The sequence below is a fragment of the Paraburkholderia bonniea genome (assembly GCF_009455625.1).
GTDB lineage: Bacteria > Pseudomonadota > Gammaproteobacteria > Burkholderiales > Burkholderiaceae > Paraburkholderia > Paraburkholderia bonniea.
Genome location: NZ_QPEQ01000001.1, coordinates 1,044,691 through 1,063,529 on the forward strand (window position 1 = coordinate 1,044,691; position 18,839 = coordinate 1,063,529).

Annotated in this window: 17 protein-coding genes and 2 tRNA genes; 8 read left to right on the plus strand and 11 right to left on the minus strand. The window is 57.5% G+C overall.

The window, feature by feature from the left end:
* Positions 1-32: 32 nt before the first annotated feature.
* Genes hemW through rph form a run of 3 tightly spaced genes read right to left on the minus strand, consistent with a single transcriptional unit; the run spans position 33 to position 2,675 of the window.
* Positions 33-1,316, minus strand: a complete 1,284-nt coding sequence (gene hemW, locus GH656_RS04565; protein WP_425495847.1) for a radical SAM family heme chaperone HemW — start codon at positions 1,314-1,316, stop codon at positions 33-35.
* Positions 1,313-1,903, minus strand: coding sequence for an RdgB/HAM1 family non-canonical purine NTP pyrophosphatase (rdgB, locus tag GH656_RS04570; protein ID WP_153076553.1), 591 nt, complete (start codon positions 1,901-1,903; stop codon positions 1,313-1,315). Before rdgB ends, hemW begins: the two co-directional genes overlap by 4 nt.
* Positions 1,904-1,934: 31 nt before the next feature.
* Entirely contained in the window at positions 1,935-2,675 is a 741-nt protein-coding gene (gene rph, locus GH656_RS04575) for a ribonuclease PH (protein WP_153074793.1), read from the minus strand.
* 208 nt (positions 2,676-2,883) lie between these two features.
* Between rph and GH656_RS04580 the strand changes: the two genes are divergently transcribed.
* The 4 genes from GH656_RS04580 (at position 2,884) to GH656_RS04595 (ending at position 7,247) form a co-directional block, all read left to right on the plus strand.
* A complete protein-coding gene (locus tag GH656_RS04580) occupies positions 2,884-3,807 on the plus strand; it encodes a YicC/YloC family endoribonuclease (RefSeq protein WP_153074794.1) in 924 nt (307 codons plus the stop codon).
* A 25-nt stretch (positions 3,808-3,832) separates the two neighbouring features.
* Complete coding sequence (gene gmk, locus GH656_RS04585; RefSeq protein ID WP_153074795.1) at positions 3,833-4,528, plus strand: guanylate kinase; 696 nt, start codon at positions 3,833-3,835, stop codon at positions 4,526-4,528.
* A 37-nt stretch (positions 4,529-4,565) separates the two neighbouring features.
* Positions 4,566-4,769 carry a DNA-directed RNA polymerase subunit omega gene (gene rpoZ / locus GH656_RS04590; RefSeq protein ID WP_153074796.1) on the plus strand — a complete coding sequence of 68 codons (204 nt, stop codon included), beginning with the start codon at positions 4,566-4,568 and terminating at the stop codon, positions 4,767-4,769.
* A gap of 105 nt (positions 4,770-4,874) precedes the next feature.
* On the plus strand, positions 4,875-7,247 hold the full coding sequence (locus GH656_RS04595; RefSeq protein ID WP_153074797.1) for a RelA/SpoT family protein: 2,373 nt from the start codon (positions 4,875-4,877) through the stop codon (positions 7,245-7,247).
* Positions 7,248-7,382: 135 nt separating this feature from the next.
* On the opposite strand, the gene GH656_RS04600 is transcribed toward GH656_RS04595, so the two are convergent.
* Together GH656_RS04600 and GH656_RS04605 are read right to left on the minus strand one after the other, a co-directional pair.
* A tRNA-Arg gene (locus GH656_RS04600) sits at positions 7,383-7,459 on the minus strand.
* A gap of 103 nt (positions 7,460-7,562) precedes the next feature.
* Positions 7,563-7,639, minus strand: a tRNA-Arg gene (locus GH656_RS04605).
* A 110-nt stretch (positions 7,640-7,749) separates the two neighbouring features.
* Here GH656_RS04605 and greB point away from each other — a divergent pair.
* Complete coding sequence (gene greB / locus GH656_RS04610) at positions 7,750-8,319, plus strand: transcription elongation factor GreB (protein ID WP_153074798.1); 570 nt, start codon at positions 7,750-7,752, stop codon at positions 8,317-8,319.
* Between the two features lie 89 nt (positions 8,320-8,408).
* On the opposite strand, the gene GH656_RS17715 is transcribed toward greB, so the two are convergent.
* Both GH656_RS17715 and GH656_RS04620 read right to left on the minus strand, forming a co-directional pair.
* Entirely contained in the window at positions 8,409-8,687 is a 279-nt protein-coding gene (locus GH656_RS17715) for a transposase (RefSeq protein WP_174769690.1), read from the minus strand.
* 206 nt (positions 8,688-8,893) lie between these two features.
* A complete protein-coding gene (locus GH656_RS04620) occupies positions 8,894-10,042 on the minus strand; it encodes a porin (RefSeq protein WP_153074800.1) in 1,149 nt (382 codons plus the stop codon).
* 1,160 nt (positions 10,043-11,202) lie between these two features.
* Here GH656_RS04620 and GH656_RS04625 point away from each other — a divergent pair.
* Together GH656_RS04625 and GH656_RS04630 are read left to right on the plus strand one after the other, a co-directional pair.
* Positions 11,203-11,406: a cold-shock protein gene (locus GH656_RS04625; RefSeq protein WP_153074801.1), complete on the plus strand. Its 204-nt coding sequence runs from the start codon at positions 11,203-11,205 to the stop codon at positions 11,404-11,406.
* A gap of 250 nt (positions 11,407-11,656) precedes the next feature.
* Positions 11,657-12,799, plus strand: coding sequence for an exonuclease domain-containing protein (locus GH656_RS04630; protein WP_153074802.1), 1,143 nt, complete (start codon positions 11,657-11,659; stop codon positions 12,797-12,799).
* Here GH656_RS04630 and GH656_RS04635 read toward each other — a convergent pair whose 3' ends face one another.
* The 3 genes from GH656_RS04635 to GH656_RS04640 all read right to left on the minus strand — a co-directional run bounded on the left by GH656_RS04635 (position 12,800) and on the right by GH656_RS04640 (position 15,269).
* Positions 12,800-13,393: a chorismate mutase gene (locus tag GH656_RS04635; protein WP_153074803.1), complete on the minus strand. Its 594-nt coding sequence runs from the start codon at positions 13,391-13,393 to the stop codon at positions 12,800-12,802.
* Positions 13,394-13,615: 222 nt separating this feature from the next.
* Complete coding sequence (locus GH656_RS17720) at positions 13,616-13,765, minus strand: hypothetical protein (RefSeq protein ID WP_174769691.1); 150 nt, start codon at positions 13,763-13,765, stop codon at positions 13,616-13,618.
* A 700-nt stretch (positions 13,766-14,465) separates the two neighbouring features.
* The gene (locus GH656_RS04640) at positions 14,466-15,269 is read right to left on the minus strand and encodes a fimbrial protein (protein ID WP_174769692.1); all 804 of its coding nucleotides are present in this window, start codon (positions 15,267-15,269) and stop codon (positions 14,466-14,468) included.
* Here GH656_RS04640 and GH656_RS17725 point away from each other — a divergent pair.
* Positions 15,268-15,489, plus strand: coding sequence for a hypothetical protein (locus GH656_RS17725; RefSeq protein WP_174769693.1), 222 nt, complete (start codon positions 15,268-15,270; stop codon positions 15,487-15,489). The genes GH656_RS04640 and GH656_RS17725 overlap by 2 nt on opposite strands.
* A 249-nt stretch (positions 15,490-15,738) precedes the next feature.
* Here the strand turns inward: GH656_RS17725 and GH656_RS04645 are convergent, their stop codons facing one another.
* The gene (locus GH656_RS04645) at positions 15,739-18,654 is read right to left on the minus strand and encodes a fimbria/pilus outer membrane usher protein (RefSeq protein WP_174769694.1); all 2,916 of its coding nucleotides are present in this window, start codon (positions 18,652-18,654) and stop codon (positions 15,739-15,741) included.
* Positions 18,655-18,839 lie beyond the last annotated feature (185 nt).

The following is an 18,839-nucleotide window of genomic DNA, read 5'->3' on the forward strand; positions in this document are numbered from 1 at the left end:
ACCACCCCTCTCAGGCAAGCCCGGCAGAGGGATTAACGTGCATCTTTCAAAAAAAGCGCCTGCAAGTCGTTGAGAAACGCCTGTCCGAGCGGTGTGGGCGCAATGGTTTCGTGGCTGCGCGAAATCAGTCCGCGCTGCTCCGCCTCCTTGAGCGCCGGTTCGATTGAGGTCAGCGACATCCCTGTGCGCTCGATAAAACGATGCACCGGGAACCCTTCCACTAGCCGCAGCGCGTTCAGCATGAATTCGAACGGCAGATCAGCGCGGCTCACTTCGTGCTCTTCCTGTACCGGCGTGCCCGCCCGGGCCTGCTCAATGAAACTCGCCGGATGCTTGTAGCGCGCCTGACGCAAAATCCGGTTCGGCAACGACAGCTTGGTGTGCGCGCCCGCGCCAATCCCAAGATAGTCGCCAAAGCGCCAGTAATTCAGGTTGTGCCGGCTTTGCCGGTGCGCTTGCGCATACGCCGATACTTCGTAGCGCGCGTAACCCGCTTCAGCCGTGCGCGCATGCAACCAATCCTGCATATCGGCGGATTGGTCGTCGTCGGGCAGCGGCGGCGGGAATTTGGCAAACAGCGTGTTCGGCTCAAGCGTCAGGTGATACAGCGAGAGATGCGGCGGGGAGAAGGACAACGCGGTTTCGATGTCGGCCTGGCATTCGGCGAGTGTCTGCTGCGGCAGCGCGAACATCAGATCGAGATTGAAGTTATCGAAGGTGTGCGCGGCGATTTCAACCGCGTGCCGCGCCTGGGCTCCATCGTGAATCCGTCCGAGTGCCTGCAGATGACGCTCGTTGAAACTCTGAATGCCGACCGAAAGCCGGTTCACACCGCTCGCGCGAAACTGCGCGAACCGTGCGGCTTCGAACGTACCGGGATTGGCTTCGAGCGTGATTTCCGCATCGGCGTCGAGTGGCAGCAAAGCCCGCACATCCGACAGCAAGCGGTCCAGCCCTGCCGCCGACATCAAGCTGGGTGTGCCACCACCGATGAACACCGTATGCACCTGACGGCCCCAGACCAGCGGCAGCGATTGCTCCAGATCAGCCCGCAGCGCATCGAGGTAAGCCTCTTCAGGGAAGGTATCGCCTTGCCATTCATGTGAGTTGAAATCGCAATACGGGCACTTGCGCACACACCACGGGAAATGCACATACAACGCGAGCGGTGGCAGTGACGTCAGACGGATATGGCCTGGCGCGGTGAACGCCTGAATCACGTGCTGGCCGTTGTCGTTACCAGCGTTACCAGTACCGCCATCACGGCGAGGGTTCGCACCAGGCTTTGGCATTGCAATGGGTTTGAGCGGAATCACGCGGCCTCCGTCAAGCGCGCCAGCAGTTGCCGCAATGCAAGCGCGCGATGACTGTGGTGATTTTTTTGCTCGGGGAGTAATTCGGCGGCGCTCACGCCTAGCTCGCTCAGATAGAAATATGGGTCGTAGCCGAAACCGTGCGTACCACGCGGGGCGTCAAGAATTTGCCCATGCCAGCGGCCTTCGGCAATCAGCGGCTCGGGGTCGTCAGCATGCCGTACCAGCACCAGCACGCAGTAGTAATAACCGCGCCGGTCGCTCACGTGGCGCAGCTCGGCAAGCAGATGCGCGTTATTGGCCGCATCGCTTTTTGCCCCGCCCGCGCGCTGCGCATAGCGGGCCGAATGAACGCCCGGCGCGCCACGCAACGCGGGCACGCAGAGCCCAGAGTCATCGGCCAGCGCAGCGAGGCCGGTGCATTGCGCCGCATGCCGGGCTTTGGCGAGTGCGTTTTCGATGAAGCTCGGATGAGGCTCATCGGCTTCTGGCACGTTGAACTGGCTTTGCGCAATCAGCTCGATTCCGGCGGTGCGGAACAACGCGGCAAACTCGCGCAGCTTGCCCGCATTGTTCGACGCCAGAACCATCTGGCGTTGCGGCGCAACGGCGTTGGCGGCCTCACTCACGTGTGAGCCCCAGCGCAGCGTTTTGCCGCGCCACCAGCGAGGCAATGCCGTCTTGCGCCAGATCAAGCAAGGCCGTCATTTCGGCGCGCGAAAACGGCACACCTTCGGCGGTGCCCTGCACTTCGACAAAGCCGCCTTTGCCTGTCATCACGACATTCATGTCGGTATCGCATTGCGAATCTTCGTCATAGTCGAGATCCAGCACCGGCAGGCCATTGAAGACACCGACCGAAATGGCTGCGACTGAATCCAGGATCGGCGAGGTTTCGATGCGCCCACTGGCCAGCAGCGTGGCGACGGCGTCATGCGCCGCGACGAACGCCCCGGTAATGCTGGCCGTGCGGGTGCCGCCATCAGCCTGAATCACATCGCAATCCAGATGCAGCGTGCGTGCGCCCAGCAGCTTCAGATCAAACACGGAGCGCAGCGCGCGGCCGATCAGGCGCTGGATTTCCTGGGTGCGGCCTGATTGCTTGCCGCGCGCCGCTTCGCGGTCGCTGCGGGTATGCGTGGCGCGCGGCAGCATGCCGTATTCAGCCGTGAGCCAGCCTTGGCCGCGGTCGCGTAAAAAGCCCGGAACTTGTTCCGCGATGCTGGCGGTGCAAATCACTTTGGTGTCGCCGAATTCGACCAGGACAGAACCTTCCGCATGACGGGTGTAATGGCGTGTGAGACGCACTTCGCGCAACTGGTCGGCGCGCCGGCCGCTTGGACGGTGGGAAACAGGGTTCATGTGGGAAAGAGCCAGCAGGTGGGAAAGCGCGATTTTACCGCCGATCCTTGCAGCCAACTGCGGTCACTGGCCGGATAGCGGGTTCAAAAATGGGATAATGCGCGTCTTTTCTGCCTGGTGTTCTACCTTGTGGCTGCACCTGCACTGGGTGGCCCGAACTTTCAGGGCGATGTGCGGTAACGGCATCGCCTTTATCACGAGACCTACGATGATCTACAGCATGACGGGCTATGCAAGCGCCACGCGCGAACTTGCAGCAGCGACACAAGCGGGCGGCGCCAGCGTCACGGTCGAATTACGCACGGTGAATTCGCGTTTTCTCGATCTCAACTTCCGCATGCCGGAAGAAGTACGCAGCTGTGAGCCGACGTTGCGTGAAATGCTGATGAGCAAACTTTCCCGCGGCAAGGTCGATATCCGCATCAACGTGCAACGCAGCGAGCAGGGCACGAATGCGGGCTCCGTGAACCGTGACGCGCTCGATCAGCTCGCGCTGCTGGAACGCGCCGCGCTGAGCGTGTTTCCTGAGGCAGAGCGTTTGCGCACCGGCGAAATTCTGCGCTGGCCAGGCGTGCTGGCCGAAAGCGGTGTGGCAGCCGAGATGCTGCGTGATGCGGTGCTGGCTTGCGGCAAGCAAGCGCTCACCGAACTGATTGACGTACGTGGGCGCGAAGGTGCGCAGCTAGCGGCGATGCTGCTGGGCAACGTCACCGAAATGGAAGCGATCGTGGCGCAGATCACGCCACTCGTGCCAGAACTCATCACGAAGCATCAGCAAAAAATTGTCGAACGTCTGCAGGCAGCACTGGGCGTGGCACTGCCGGAAGGCACCACGGCTAGCATTTCGCGCGAAGAGATCGCAGAGCGCATTCGTCAGGAAGTCACGATGTACGGCATCCGGATTGATATCACTGAAGAGCTATCGCGTTTGAGCGCGCATCTGGGCGAAACACGTCACGTGATAGAGAAGGGCGGCAAGGTTGGCAAACGGCTTGATTTCATGATGCAGGAGTTGAACCGTGAAGCGAATACGCTCGGTTCAAAGGCTGCCGCTAAAGAACTCGCGGATTCGTCGATGACGCTCAAGCTGCTCATCGAGCAGATGCGCGAACAGGTGCAAAACCTGGAATGAGAATGACACTGGAGTGACGCAAATCATGACTGAATCCACACGCGCAGGCAGCGCGCGGCATAACCCTTACGCCGGCGTTTACCCCGGCAATCTTTTTATGGTGGTGGCCCCTTCGGGGGCGGGCAAATCGACGCTTGTCAATGCGTTGCTGGAGCGCGATCCGGCGATCCGTCTGTCAATTTCGTACACCACACGCGCACCGCGCCCGAAAGAGCGGGATGGCGAGCATTACCACTTCACCAGCGTCGATGATTTTCTCGCGCGGCACGCAACGGGCGAGTTTCTCGAAAGCGCCGAAGTGCATGGCAATTACTATGCGACGTCGCGTCTGTGGATCGAACAGCAGATGAAAATCGGCCATGACGTCCTGCTTGAAATTGACTGGCAAGGCGCGCAACAAGTGAAGAAACAATTTCGCAATGCAGTCGAAATTTTCATCCTGCCACCTTCGCTTGAGGCACTTGAAGAGCGTTTGAAAAAACGCGGTCAGGATGAACCTAACGTCATTACGCGGCGCTTGCTGGCGGCGGGTAGTGAAATGGCGCATGCAGCGGAAGCTGAATACGTCGTGATTAACGAGAACTTCGAGCGTGCGCTGGGCGAGCTGCAATGCCTGGTTGCAGCGACACGTTCACGCTTCGCTTCGCAGTACGCGCGGCACACGGCGCTTTTTGTGCAACTGGGGATCCACCTGCCACAAGCAGGGGCGTCAGGCGCATAAGGTAGAATACGCAACATTCTGAGAAGGAATTTCCAACATGGCTCGCATTACCGTCGAAGACTGTCTTGAACAGATCCCGAATCGCTTCGAACTGGCGCTCGCAGCAACTTATCGCGCACGTCAGCTTGCCCAGGGCCATACGCCAAAAATCGACAGCCGTGACAAGCCAACAGTCGTTGCGCTGCGCGAAATCGCAGCCTCGCTGATCGGCGTTGAAATGCTGAAGAAAGTGCCCGTTTAGGGCGCGCTTAGCCTGCTCTCTCCGGGCAGGCTATTTTTTTATTCTCGTCGTTATTCCTGTTATTCCCGCGTGCAGACCGGCAACCCACCCGAAGCGGAGGCGATCATGAGCACTACCCCATCGCCCTCGTCTACCGAAGCGGAGCCTGCAACGGGCTCTTCTTCGTCTGCCTCGTCGGCACGCAAATACATTGATGCGGTTCTTGAACAATCGTTTCGCCATTTGTTCGGGCCAACCGCGACGCCGGAGCAGCCGCGCCGGCACGACGTCGTTTCGCTTGCGCCACTGACTTCCACGCTCGCTGGCTATCTGTCGCCAGAAGAGGTCAAGGAGATCAAGGCGGCGTTTCATTTCAGCGACGAAGCCCATCTTGGGCAGTATCGCCAGAGCGGCGAACCCTACATCACCCATCCTGTTGCCGTGGCGGAAATCTGCGCCAGCTGGAAGCTCGACGCCCAGTCGTTAATGGCGGCGCTGCTGCATGACGTGATGGAAGACCAGGGCGTGAGCAAGACTGAACTTGCTGAGCGTTTTGGGGCAAAAGTCGCGGAACTGGTGGATGGCCTGTCCAAGCTCGACAAGATGGAGTTTCGCAGCCGCGAGGAAGCGCAGGCAGAAAACTTCCGCAAGATGTTGCTGGCGATGGCACGTGATGTGCGGGTGATTATCGTCAAGCTGGCCGATCGCTTGCACAACATGCGCACGCTGGGTGCTGTGCCGCCCGAAAAGCGCCGCCGCGTCGCGCGCGAGACGCTCGATATCTATGCGCCGATTGCGCATCGCCTGGGTCTGAACAATACCTATCGTGAATTGCAGGACCTGAGCCTGGCTAACTTCAATCCGCACCGCTATGCCACGCTCGAAAAAGCCGTAAAGGCGGCGCGTGGCAACCGGCGTGAAGTGGTCGGCAAGATTCTTGAGTCAGTGCAGCGGGCGATTGCAGATGCCAAGCTCAATGCCGAAGTCACAGGCCGCGAGAAAACCATCTTCAGCATTTACAAGAAGATGCGTGACAAGCAGTTGTCATTTTCCCAGGTGCTGGATGTGTACGGTTTTCGCGTGGTGGTGGAAAACGCGCTTGAGTGCTACACCTGTGTGGGCGCGTTGCATGCGCTCTATAAGCCAGTGCCGGGCAAGTTCAAAGACTACATCGCCATTCCGAAGATGAATGGCTATCAGTCTTTGCACACGACGCTGGTTGGGCCATTTGGTGCACCGATTGAGTTTCAGGTGCGCACGCGCAAGATGCATGAGATCGCGGAAGCCGGAGTCGCGGCGCACTGGCTGTACAAGAACGGCAGCGCGGATTTGAACGACGTGCAAAAACGTGCGCATCAGTGGCTCAAGTCGTTGCTTGATATTCAGAGCGAAGCAGGGGATTCGAGCGAGTTTCTCGAACACGTCAAGATTGATCTGTTCCCGGATGCGGTCTATGTGTTCACGCCGAAATCCCGAATCATGGCGTTGCCACGCGGGGCGACCGCGCTGGATTTCGCGTACTCGATTCACAGCGATCTAGGCAACCAGTGCGTTGCGGTGAAGATCAATAACGAATTGCTGCCGTTGCGCACGGAGCTGAAAAGCGGCGATATCGTCGAGGTGATTACCGCGCCTTATTCGAAACCGAATCCAGCGTGGCTAGGTTTTGTCCGCACGGGCAAGGCGCGTTCGGCGATTCGCCACTACCTGAAGACGATGCGGCTCAACGAGTCGGTGCAACTGGGTGAGCGGCTGGTCGACCAGACACTGAAGGGCTATGGGCTGGCGCTTGCGGATGTGACGCCGGAAGTCTGGGACAAGCTGGTGCAGTGGACTGGCAACAAAAATAGCCAGGAAATTTTTGCGGATATTGGCCTCGGCCGCCGGGTGGCGGCGGTGATGGCCAAACGCATCGAAGTCCTGATGAGTGGCCGCGACGCGGATGATGATGCCGCACGAGGCGATGCCGCGTATGTGTCACCAGTGCCACCGGTAGTCATTACCGGCACCGAAGGTATGTCGGTGCAGCTATCAGCGTGTTGCCGTCCGATTCCTGGCGACGACATCATGGGTTACATCGGCATTGGCCTCGGCATGGCGATTCATACGACAGACTGCCGTGTAGCGCAGCGGATTCACCGGCGTGATCCGGGACGCTGGATCGACGTGGCATGGGCACCGCAGCCGGGGCGGCTGTTTGAAGTCGCAGTGAAAGTGCTGGTTAAAAATACCAAGGGCGTGTTTGCCCGGGTGGCCGCAGATATCACGTCGGCGGACGCGAATATCGTCCACATTGCGATGGATGAAGACCTGTCGCAAGAATCGACCATTTTGCGTTTCATCATCCAGGTGGGTGAGCGGGTGCATCTGGCGAATGTGATGCGGCGTGTGCGGACCAATCCGGATGTGATGCGCATTGCCCGTGAGCGGCCAAGTGACGAGGCGCATCAGCGCCAGGATGGCGGGATGCGGATTGACCGTGAGCGGGGCGATTACTGAGGGTGGGGGCCGAGAGTGATGATCTGGCCGGGGTGTTGCTGTTGCGCGGTGCGGGGGGCAACCGGAGTAGACGAGGCGCTTACGTACGCCAAAAACAAAAGGCCTTTCAGAAAACTTCTGAAAGGCCTTTATAGGTGGTGCGGCTGGCAGGATTCGAACCCACGACCCCTTGGTTCGTAGCCAAGTACTCTATCCAACTGAGCTACAGCCGCACGCGAAAGCGATGTGCGTGAAAACGACGGGTACAACAAAAATATCTGAAACGAAATCGATTGAAACAAAATGGCCTTCCCGGAGGAAGGCCACTTGAATAAGTGGTGCGGCTGGCAGGATTCGAACCCACGACCCCTTGGTTCGTAGCCAAGTACTCTATCCAACTGAGCTACAGCCGCACGCAGAAACGAGATTATAGCAAACTTGATAAAAAAGGGAAGCACGAAAAGGCAAATTGCTGCATCGTGTTCCTTTGCCCAGCAAGGATGCATGACGGTGCTGAATCACGATGAATAAAGCTTTTGTCAAAGAGTCGAACGAAGAGAGTGACGACGGCCTGGATGCCGCTCAGCCGGAGATGCCGGCGGGCGCGAAAAACTACATTACGCCTGCGGGCTATCGTCGTTTGCGCGATGAATTACTCCATTTGATTGATGAGGCGCGGCCCGAAGTGGTGCGGCTTGTGTCGTGGGCGGCATCGAATGGAGACCGCTCCGAAAATGGCGATTACATCTACGGCAAGCGTCGCTTGCGCGAGATTGACCGGCGCATTCGTTTTTTGACGAAACGTCTTGATCTGGCGGAGGTGGTGGACAGCAGCCGCCAGGAGAATGTCGATCAGGTGTTTTTTGGCGCGAGCGTGGATTACGCAACGCCTGATGGTGCGCTGCATACCGTGAACATCGTGGGCGTCGATGAGATCGACCTTGAGCATGGGCGCGTGAGCTGGATCTCTCCCGTCGCACGTGCGTTATTGAAGGCACGGATTGGCGAGCAGGTGATATTGCATACCCCTGCTGGCCAGCAGTTGATCGAGGTGCTTGAAGTGAGATATCCCGCGCCGGATACGGCTGCCTGATTTAAACGCCTAAAGACTTAAACGCTTAAAGACGCCACCAGGAGACATAGGCGTTAAGACATACAGCACATGGTGACAGCAGCGAGTGCTTATTTACTGCGGCCAAGCAGCGCATGAATCTGCTGGAGAATTCCTTCGCGTTTCCATTTCAGATATTTCGTGTAGCAGGTTTGCTGCGGCGGGAAATGCGGCGGGAGATAAATCCAGCGATCACCACTTTCTTCGATCCAGTAGATTGCGTCCAGTACTGCACGGGAACTGATGATGGGCCGCCCAATGCTTTTGCGTGCATCGGGTGCAGGCAAAAGGTGTTTGATCTTGTCCCATTCCTCATCGCTTAAGCGGCTAACAGTTTCTTTGCTGATCACGGGTATCTCCTCCCTCCCGACACTGAATCGCGGAGTATGAGCGGCTAGCGTCCCATGATCGTCCCAGGCCACAAGCGTATGAGCTGATCTGCGGCCACAACGAAAACCACAACGAACAAGGCCCCGCACTTGATACAAGTGCGGGGCCTTCAAACGCCGGACTACGTTACAGGTAACGTAGTCCGTGTGCTAAACAGCTAACTGGCTTAGAAGCGGTGACGCAGGCCTGCCGTCACAGCGATCTGGCTGTTGCTCGATGATGCAGCACCCAGGCCATTGATGTTGGCAACCAGGCCCGAGCCTTCGTTCACGCGCTGATATTCACCTTGCAGGTAGATGTCAGTGCGCTTCGACAGCGAGTAAGCGGTTTGCAGATTGAACTGGTTCCACTTAGGACGCACGCCTGCGAGGCTGGCTTGCGTGTAAGTGTACGAACCAGCGACGCTGACTGCCGGTGTAATGGCATAGCGGCCATTAACTTCAAAGTTTTGGAAGTGAGCGCTGTCGTTCACCAGGCCAACGCCACCAGCGATGCCCGATGCGCTGGCACCGATGCCTACCAATTGCGACAGGTTGGTTTGTGTGTAAATGATGCCAGCGGTTGCCGGGCCGAACGCGTAGCTCAGGCCTGCACCCCACGTTTGCTGACGGGCAGCCGTGAACGTGTTGTCGCCAGCTACTGCGCCGCCTGTGTTCGAAATGGTTGTTGCGCCCGGTGCGAAGCTGTTGTTCAGTTGCAGGTAAGCAGCAGCGATGTTCAGGCCACCGTAGTTATACGATGCACCAGCGCTGTACGAACGGTTGTTGGCAAAGCCGCCTGCTTCGTTCGAGAAACCATACTGGGCACCAAAGCGGAAGCCCGAGTAGTTTGCGCTCTGGAACTTGACCGAGTTGTTGATGCGGAACGAGTTGTTCAGGTTGTCGTTGTCAAACGGGTGAGCGAACTGCGTGCCGCCGTATTGTGTGCCTGTCAGTGCCAGAGGGCCCAGATAGTCAACTACGCTGTCGTACTGACGACCCAGCGATACGGTGCCGAATTCATTGCTCGACAGACCAACGTAAGCTTGACGGCCGAATTCGCGGCTGTTTTGTCCAAGGTTACCGTTCTGGATCGAGAAGCCGTTTTCCAAAACGAACACAGCCTTCAAACCACCACCCAGGTCTTCTGCACCACGCAGGCCCCAACGGCTGCCATTGACCTGGCCGCTTGTCGCTTGCCAGTTTGAATGACCACCTTGGTTGTTTGTGTAAGTGATGCCAGCGTCGATCAGGCCATACAGCGTGACGCTGCTTTGTGCGTGAGCTGCTGTAGCAAAAACGCCCGTCAGGGCTGCGACCAGAAGTGTCTTTTTCATCTTTGTAACTCCGAGAGCAGGGAAGAGCCTAAAAACTCAGGCTTGGGGGAAACCATCACGCAGGCGCTCAATCAGTCAGCGAATTTGCGTGACAACGCGTGTAACTGCAATGCGTTCGTTTCCGGACAGGCAGAGTGTAGTGACGGGCTACTCAAACAGACCTTCCGATTTCCGCAATAAAGTATTTCGAGATACGTGATTTCCAAATGTTGTGTTTAAACTGTTGATATATAAGGATATTTATTTTTTTCGTTGTAATTTTTAGACATGTCAACCGTCTGGCGTTGTGCGCTTGCTACACTGGCAGAAATGGGGTGGCAATAGGGGAAAGCATGAAAAGATTGTTGCCCTATGCGGAATAGACGGTTGCGAATTGGGCGGTTTATCCGGTTAGGGCAGAACTTTATACTGCGGGCTCTGCGGTGACTCGCAGGCTTTTTCATTCAGAAAAAGATCTCCAAGCCTTATCGGCGCGACTTTTCAGTCGCGCTTTTTTTTGGACAGACAGGTGGGGCGATACGTTGTCCCGAGCGCGGAGGGTGTGTCTGGCGGGAGCGTCAGTTCGTCTTCCATAACGTAACGGGGTGCGCTTGTTGCTGAAGCCAGCCGCTTTTGCCCATGATTGGTTGCCTGTGACGTTTGGTTCGGCACGGGTTAGCCAGGCAAAAATGGGTCGAAATTCGATGGAGACGATGGCGTGTCATATTGCATTGGCTATCGCATTGACTGGCGTTTAATAATTTCGCGTAGCACTATAGAAGCAATCAGTAGAAATGCTGATTAAAAATACGCCTGGTTAAACGAAGAAATCGAAGAGCGTAGAAATCTGACGGGCTTTGATTGCCAGTTTCGGATTCACTTTGAACTGAATGCATAAAAGCGGCCATGCCTGAAATGGAATTTTTTAGCAAGCTCACTATATCTGGAGGCTACTGCGTTTGCGCCTTAATCCGCGTGGCCTGCGCTGCTGTAGCGAGCTTGAGCGGTTAAAAAATTTTCTTGACGGCCGCAGAACCTTCCCCGTATAACAACTCAGCGTTATCTTGCCGGACAGGCATGGCACACAAGCAAATGCCATGTCCTTCCGGTAACAGAAGGGCGTTCCGTGGTCAGCATCAGGGTACTGCCCGTTTTAATTTAATTTCGAGGGAAACTGCATTATGGAAACTGGTATCGTCAAATGGTTCAACGATGCTAAAGGCTTTGGCTTTATTACATCGGATGCGGGTGGTGACGATCTGTTCGCACATTTTTCTGAAATTCGCACAGAAGGTTTCAAGTCGCTTAAAGAAAGCCAACGCGTTTCTTTCGAAATTAAAGCGGGGCCGAAAGGCAAGCAGGCCGCGAATATCCAGCCGCTATAAAAGCCAGGTTTTGCGGCTAGGCAATTAGCCGCAACACACAAAAACCCTCGTTGATCGAGGGTTTTTTTATTTCCGTTTCGAATCGCTTAGAGCGTGTATGGCGGGGCGAGCTCACCGCTTGCCTTGCGGCTCCATCTGGTTGCCGAACACGTGCTGTGCAAGGTTGGCTTTAGCGTGCCAGGTTCTCTGGAGATCAACTGGTGCATACTGGCCGCCTTTCCGATCATGCTTCACCCACGTCTTCTATCCCATGTCTGAACAGCTTTTGCAGGTTGCGGCAATTGATACGCCGATTGTCTTTGTCGATCTTGAAACCACGGGTGGGTCAGCCAGCGAGGACCGTATTACCGAAGTGGGTGTGGTCGAGCTTGGACCCCACGGTGTATCTCGCTGGAGCACGCTGCTTGACCCACAGCAACCGATTCCACCGTTTATCCAGCAATTGACTGGCATTACTGATGAAATGGTCGTGGGTGCGCCAACCTTCGAAGCCATCGCTCCGGCGTTGTTTGAGCGGTTGGAGGGCAAGCTGTTTATCGCGCATAACGCGAGCTTTGATCGCGGCTTTTTGCAAAGCGCGTTTCGCCGGGCGGGGTTCTCGTTTAACCCGGATGTGCTGTGTACCGTGCGGTTGTCGCGTGCGTTGTTTCCGGCTGAAAAGCGTCATGGGCTGGACGCGCTCGTTGAGCGGCATACGTTGGTGCCCACTGATCGCCATCGCGCGCTGGCCGATGCCGATTTGCTCTGGCAATTTTGGCAGCGACTGCATGAACTGGTTCCGCTTGAGCTCTTGCGTGGACAAATCGAGCGCACGATGCGGCGGTTTCGTCTGGCTGGCGATATCACCGAGGCGTTGCTTGAAACTGTGCCCACCGGTTGTGGCGTGTATGTGTTTTATGGCGAAGAGGATGTGCCGCTGTATGTTGGGCGCAGCGTCCGGCTGCGTCAGCGCGTGCGCACGCATTTGAGTGGCGAGCGGCGTTCGGCCAAAGAAATGCGGCTGGTGGCGCAGGTTCGGCGGGTTGAGTGGCGGGCGACAGGGGGTGAGTTGGGGGCGCTGCTGGCCGAAGCGCAGTGGATTGCGACGCTGCGGCCAGGCCACAATCGCCAGCCCCGTGCCAGCAAACGCGAGGTGGCCAGCACGCCTTGGCCGTTTGACGGGGCAGTGGTGTTTGCCGAGCGGGATGAGCGCAGCACCGGCGCACCTGAGCCGGTGTTTCATGTGATTGAGGGCTGGCGCTACCTCGGGCATGCGGCTTCACTTGAGCAGGCGAGGGCTTTGCTGGAACAGAGCCCGGCCGGCAGCGTCGATGTGCAGATCTACCGGATTTTGCAAGCGCATCTGGCGCGCGGCTTGCAGGTGACACCGCTGGCTGCGCCAGCCGGTGCGTGATTAACCGATGGCTCCAACACCGCCTGTTTGGCACACGTGGCTGAGTGCCTGGCTGAGGGCTTCGGTGTAACGCGTGTCATAGCGCGTGAGCGACTTCCAGTTAGCGATGCCAGCGGCGACTCGTGATGGGCAATCCGCCGTGGCGCGCAGGCCTTGCAGGCGGCTGAGGCTGACAAGCAGAGGTGAAGTGAGCTGTTCTAGCTGAGCCTGGGTGCGAGCAGAGGACGCTGGCGCGGGAGCCTCTTGTGGCGGTGTGCTGCGCCATGTATTGAATAAAGCTTGCTGCAGCGAGTGATTCGCTTCGATCTGATCCTGGAAGAATTCGCGGGCAAAAGCGGGATCGACATTGTTTGCTTTGGCGCGCCGGTTTACCTCGGCGAGCAAGCTGGCTGTGCGCTGTGGTTCGTTGACTGGTTGCTGGCTGGCCCACTTCAGGCGCGCGACGGGTTCCGCGAGCGCGAGACGCTGGGAGACCAATGCGATCAAGCTGGTTAGTGCCGTATCGTCGCTGCTCGCATGAGCCGCCGGGCAGAGTGCGATGACGGCGAAGAGCACCATGGCGCGGCAAGCGCCGGGACGAAAGCGTGATTTCATTGGAAGCAAGACCTAGGGAGAAAAGCAGGCAGGCACAAGTGCTGTGCTGTGCTCTGCTACTGGTATGGCTGGTGGATGATGCCCAGCGCGGGTTTAAATCTAAATGAATAAGCAGATACTGAATTAGCAACGCACGCAAAAAGGCTAATTTGTCATGAAACTGACAAATTAGCCTGATTTATCTGATGGCAGCAGAGATATAAATAAATAACGCATGAGGCGTTATTTTTGCCCCGGCGAATTACGTAGTTCATCAAAAAACGCGCGCACGTGCTCGGGCAGTTCTGCCCCCATAAACTCCACGCCAATCGGCTCTGGGTCAGGGCTGAGTACTTTGTCGGGTGACGGGATTTTCGCGCGTTTTGCATCCATGATCTTTCTCCAGTGTGGAGCGATTATCAATCGTGTCTCGTGCTTTGCGCTAGTGCGATGCGAGGAGTTTTTTGCTTTGTTGCATTAACCGCACAGTCACTCTTATATCAAATTGATTTAAACAAAACGTAACAATTATTCGGGCCGAAATGTGGTTTGCGTTATAGCGCTTTATTCAATGTATGCGGCATGTGTATCAAGGTCGCAAGGCTGGTGAACCAGGTTCCAGGTGATCGCTGTCACGCATGGATTGCTGGTTAGCATGATGGGTGGCTTGGGATTGGATCAGGCTTCAACGTGGAGTGAGGCGGGGGTTGCACTAGTTAGTCTGGTTGGGGATTCAGGTCGGCCGCGCTGTCGCAGCGAGCGGGATGGTATGCGGTGAAGGTTTTTTAACGGAGCCGCGCGCCGATTCCTGGCCCGGATGGTGCGTGGTGGTGGGCATCGGTGTTGCTGTCAGCCAATGTTGCCTTCGCCATGGCGAAGGCTTGCAGCAGGGGATGATTCGCTGGCTTTGACCTGGGATCTGGCCCGGTCCGCCATGCTGGCGGTGGGCGGGCAAATTGGGTCATAAGCGGTGGTCACAAAGTAGCCACAAGCGGGCTGGGTACTGCATGACTAGCGCTCGATGCGTCCGCGCCCATGCAGGGTGCGGACGCATTCTGTTAACAACAGGCCACGGAGGTTGAGCGTGCCGCGCTCACAGATAGCCCAGCGTAAAGGTCACGACTGCGTTTGCTGAACCTGCCTTGATCGTGCCCGTCCGGTAATAAGCCGCTTGCAGGTTGACGGCGACGTTGCCGCCGACACTGGAGTTGTAGCTGGCGATGGTCTGGTCAGTATCGAGTACGAGTGTTCCGCCTGAGCTGGTCATGAGTTTTACTGCTACTCCTGATGCGGTGGAACCATCGCTCAGGTTGACGATGCCCTTTGCTGCGTCGAGGACTTTGCCTGGCGCGTTGAGCTGATAACTGAGCTTTGTCAGGCCGGCCGGGCAATTGGTGAAGTTCAGCGTAAAGGGTGTTGCCTTGCCAGTTGAGCCGACCGACGCCATTGAACTCGCGCTTTGCGCACCCATCGGAACGGCGAGGTTCGGTACGGTGACGTTGCAGCCTGTCAGGGTGATGGGGGTAGCGGTGATCGAAACAGTGACTTTAGGGAGAGAGTCAGGTGAGTACAGGGTCTTTATGGGCCTAACACCGTCGTCTAGCAGGAGGCCGCCTATCTGGGCAATAGTGCGACGCGCCACCTGTCCAGTCCTGATTGCGCCTGTTTTGACAAAGAGCACATAGACCTCACCGCCAGTGTTACGACTAGTGCGGCAAATAGATCCTGTTTTCCAGCCGGTGCTGTTTGGTACTTTCGTACCACCGGACTTGCCGCCAAGATCCCAATAGCTCACGGCAGAATCTGTGCAGCCCGGGACGAGTGGGTGTACGCCAACCGCAATTCCGAGCCCTGGATGTCCCGTCTCGAAAACGGTGTAGGTGCTTTTGCCGTGCATGACCGTTATTCCTGCGTCTTTAAGGCCGGCTATTGGACGAAAAAGCACCCCCATGTTCATATTGACTATGCTGTCCGGTGTGCTGTTCTTTATGCAGCTCCACCATATTCCGCCGCTGGTGGCTGTCTGCCAGCTGCCGATTGCGCTGCCGACGGGCAACCGTGGATCCACTTTCGACAGATTCGCATTGAAGGAGATATCTCCTGGGCCGATGCCGTGACACGTGACCCCAGCATGCGCCTGGCTTACGCCTAGCAGCGAAACCCCTGAGACAACGGCCGCTGCCGCCCATTTCATCCATTTGCCGACATACTTTGCGCTTGGACTATTCATTTCATTTCTCCACAAAAATCAGTTTCTATCTCGTCAACCAAGCGGATGTCCGCTCGTGTGGTAGGTCTGACGATGATCGTTGCATGCTGGCCAGATGCCAGTACTAACCACTTAAATTGCGTGTTACTGCATTTATTTAGGCCCCCAGCCTTGAACACAGGGCCGTGACCTGCGCATACATGATTTGGCTGCCTGGTTGCTGTGCACTGTGCGGTTGCTGGTAATGCGCATAGCAGGATTGCGATTTGTCCGAGCCCCACTGGATTTTCAACACACCTGTGCTTGCAGCATGCTGCAGCGACACGCTGCCGTCGCTGTTTGTGATGCCGATCTGCTTGCCTTGATCGTCGAACACTCGGGCTGCGGCTTGCATCGGCTGGCCCGCTTCGTCCACCAGTTGAATGGCATTCTTGTGGCGTGCGTCGAGCTTCGCCTGCGGAATTCCTTCCAGCGCTGGTGCGGCGCTGCGGATGATCGCGGCATCTGTGCCACTCGTCCCTGTTGCGGCCATCGTGCCTGCCGTTGAACAACTCGCTTCGACCCTTGCATATCCAGTGCGGCGCTTGCCTTTCTGCTTTTTCTCAACCTGCGGCAGGTTGTATTGCGCCCGGCATGCCTGGGATATCGCCTTCCCCCACTTGACTGTCAGCACGCCGGAGTCCGCTATGCCGCGCACGAATACATTGCCACCCTGGCCCGCGACGCCGATCTGTGTGCCTTTTTCATCAAGCACCTGAGCGGCGAAGGGCACCGGCTTGCCGGCCTCGTCGGTCACATGCAGCATCGCGGCGCGCCCCTGCAGTGTGTCGAATTGCGCTTTCACGATCGCGCCTGCTGTGGGAGCGATGTTCACCCGCGTATTTTTGAATTCGACGTCGTCGTCCAGACCTTTCGGGTCGAGCTCGATCGAATTCATCCGGTATGGCGTGAGGTACGGCAGCACCGCATAGCCGCTGTCGTTGATCCGTACCCCGCTGGCGTATGGCACCTTCGCGCCTGCTGCGCCTGGGGCATAGATGATCGCGGCGCTCTCGTAAAAGCTCTGCCCAAACGTGACGCCGCCTGAATGCGCGATGATCGAGCCAGTGACGTTGGCCGACAGCTGGTCGTAGCCACGGCTCTTGCTGCCGGAGGCGCGCACTTCGCCAAACGAACCGCGATAAGCCGCATTGCCCGAGAGTGATGCATTGCTGCTCGCCTGGGGCGAGGCACCGCTGTAGGTGGTGGTTAAGCCGTATGACAGACGGCTGTCGTCACCGAACGAGCCGTTCAGCGTGGCCATTGCCGAGCTGGATCCGCTGGAGCTATTCGTTCCGCTAAGCATCAGCCGTGGTGCCTGGGCCTGGCGGCCGAGCGGGAGCGTCAGACTGGCCGAAATCTGGTTGTCTTTGGCGCCATAGCTGGTGCTGGTGCGCGCGGCCGTCAGTTGCAGCGACGCACTACGGAACGTCTTCGAGTACCCCACCTGATACTGCGTGCTGATCCCTGGGCGATTCCAGTAGTTGGACACTGCCACCGTCGTAAACAACTGGCCGTAGGTCTTCAGGTCCTGATTGATGGTTGCCTGCGCCTGGCTGCGTTGCCGCTCGATAAAAATCCCGCCTTTCGACAGATCCTGGGCAGAGATCGCATCCCGCAGGTTGTAGTAGCCGTTGGTCGAATAGTGGTAAGTCGCCAGCGAGAAGCTGGTGCCGGTGGGTTCGACGAAACTGCTGTACTGGATTCGGTAGCTTGCGCCTGCTGAGCTGGGTGCGTATTTGAACTTCGTTTGCGCATAGGTCACGTCGAAGCTGAATGCGCCTATCCGTGTATTGAGCGCGAGTCCGGCCAGCCCTGCCAGATAGAACTCAGTGCCTGCTACGCCGGTGTAACCGGTCAGGAGGTTATTGATACCGTGCTGCACCGTGGCCTCAAACAGCATCGGACGCTGGGTGCTGCTCAGGCCGTTGTCGTTCACCTGGCCGATGTTCGCGCTGTAGTAGGTGGTGCCTGCCCGTAGCGCATTTGGCGCATACGAGTACGGCACGATCATCGTTTTGGTGCGGCCGTCGGCTTCGGTGATGAGGACTTCAAGATTGCCGGAATAGCCGGTTGAATACAGGTCGTCGAGCTTGAACGGGCCAGGTGCGACCGTGGTCTCGTAGACGATATTGCCGTTTTGCTTGACGGTGATGCGCGCATTGCTGTCAGCAATACCTTGAATGATCGGCGCGTAGCCGCGTTGCGAATCGGGCAGCATCCGGTCATCGGTCGCGGCGCTCGCGCCGATGATGCCAACCGAATCAAAATATCGTCCGGTGGTGTTCACCTTGCCCACGCGTATTTGCGAGCTCATTTGCGGGAAATTCCGCTGCAGGTACGCATTGGTGGTTTGCCAGCTACGGCTGTGCAGTGCGGAATTGGTCTGCCCGGTGCCAAGGTACTGGAAACGCCACGCGCCGAGGTTCGCTCCGGCGTTCAGGTTGAGATAGGTACTCGTGTTCGGAAGGTCTGCTCCCGAGGTGCGGTACATATTGAAATCGTAGTTCGCGTAGGCCGCGGGTACGCCGTTGTCCCATTGGCTGGGATCGACATAGCCTTGCGGATCGCGCCTGAGCGAAGCCTGTGGCACGCTGAGATCGAGACGCAACTCGCCAGCGTCGAATGCAACATTGGCTTGCGGAATGTCGTGAGCCAGATCGATGCACTGGCTCGTGCTGGCACCTTCAGCCGGGTTGCCTGTGCTGATGCCGAGCCGAGTCAGAAGCTCGGCCGTCAGGCAAGGCGTAACCTGCTTTGTGGCACCGGTTTCCTCAAATTTGACCTGTTCCCGTGAGACGAATATCTGGTTCAGATAGATGTCGACGGAGTAAGTGCCGGACACGACGCCGCCTGCCAACTGAAGCTGATCGTTTCCGATCAGGCTAGCGCTGTTGCCCCACAGCATTGAATTCTCGAAGACCGGCCGGCTGCCAGAGACCGGCAGGGCCGGTTGAGCGGCTGGTGGCGTGATTTCAGTTGCGCCAGCGGAGAGTGCCATCTGGGCTAGTGCGGCGGCCGCAGCGACGTACATGGGCTTTTTGCGTAACCGGGGCAAGGGGTCCCGGCTAGATACTCGGGGTGCGTAAATTTGGTTCATATTTTTTCCGCGCAAAGACATCCCCTGGCACGGCAAAGCGGGCCAAACGGTGCAGATGTCAGAGCGGGGTATTCCGGCGAAGTAAAACGAAGGTGGCGTTTTGCAGCGGGGCGACTATT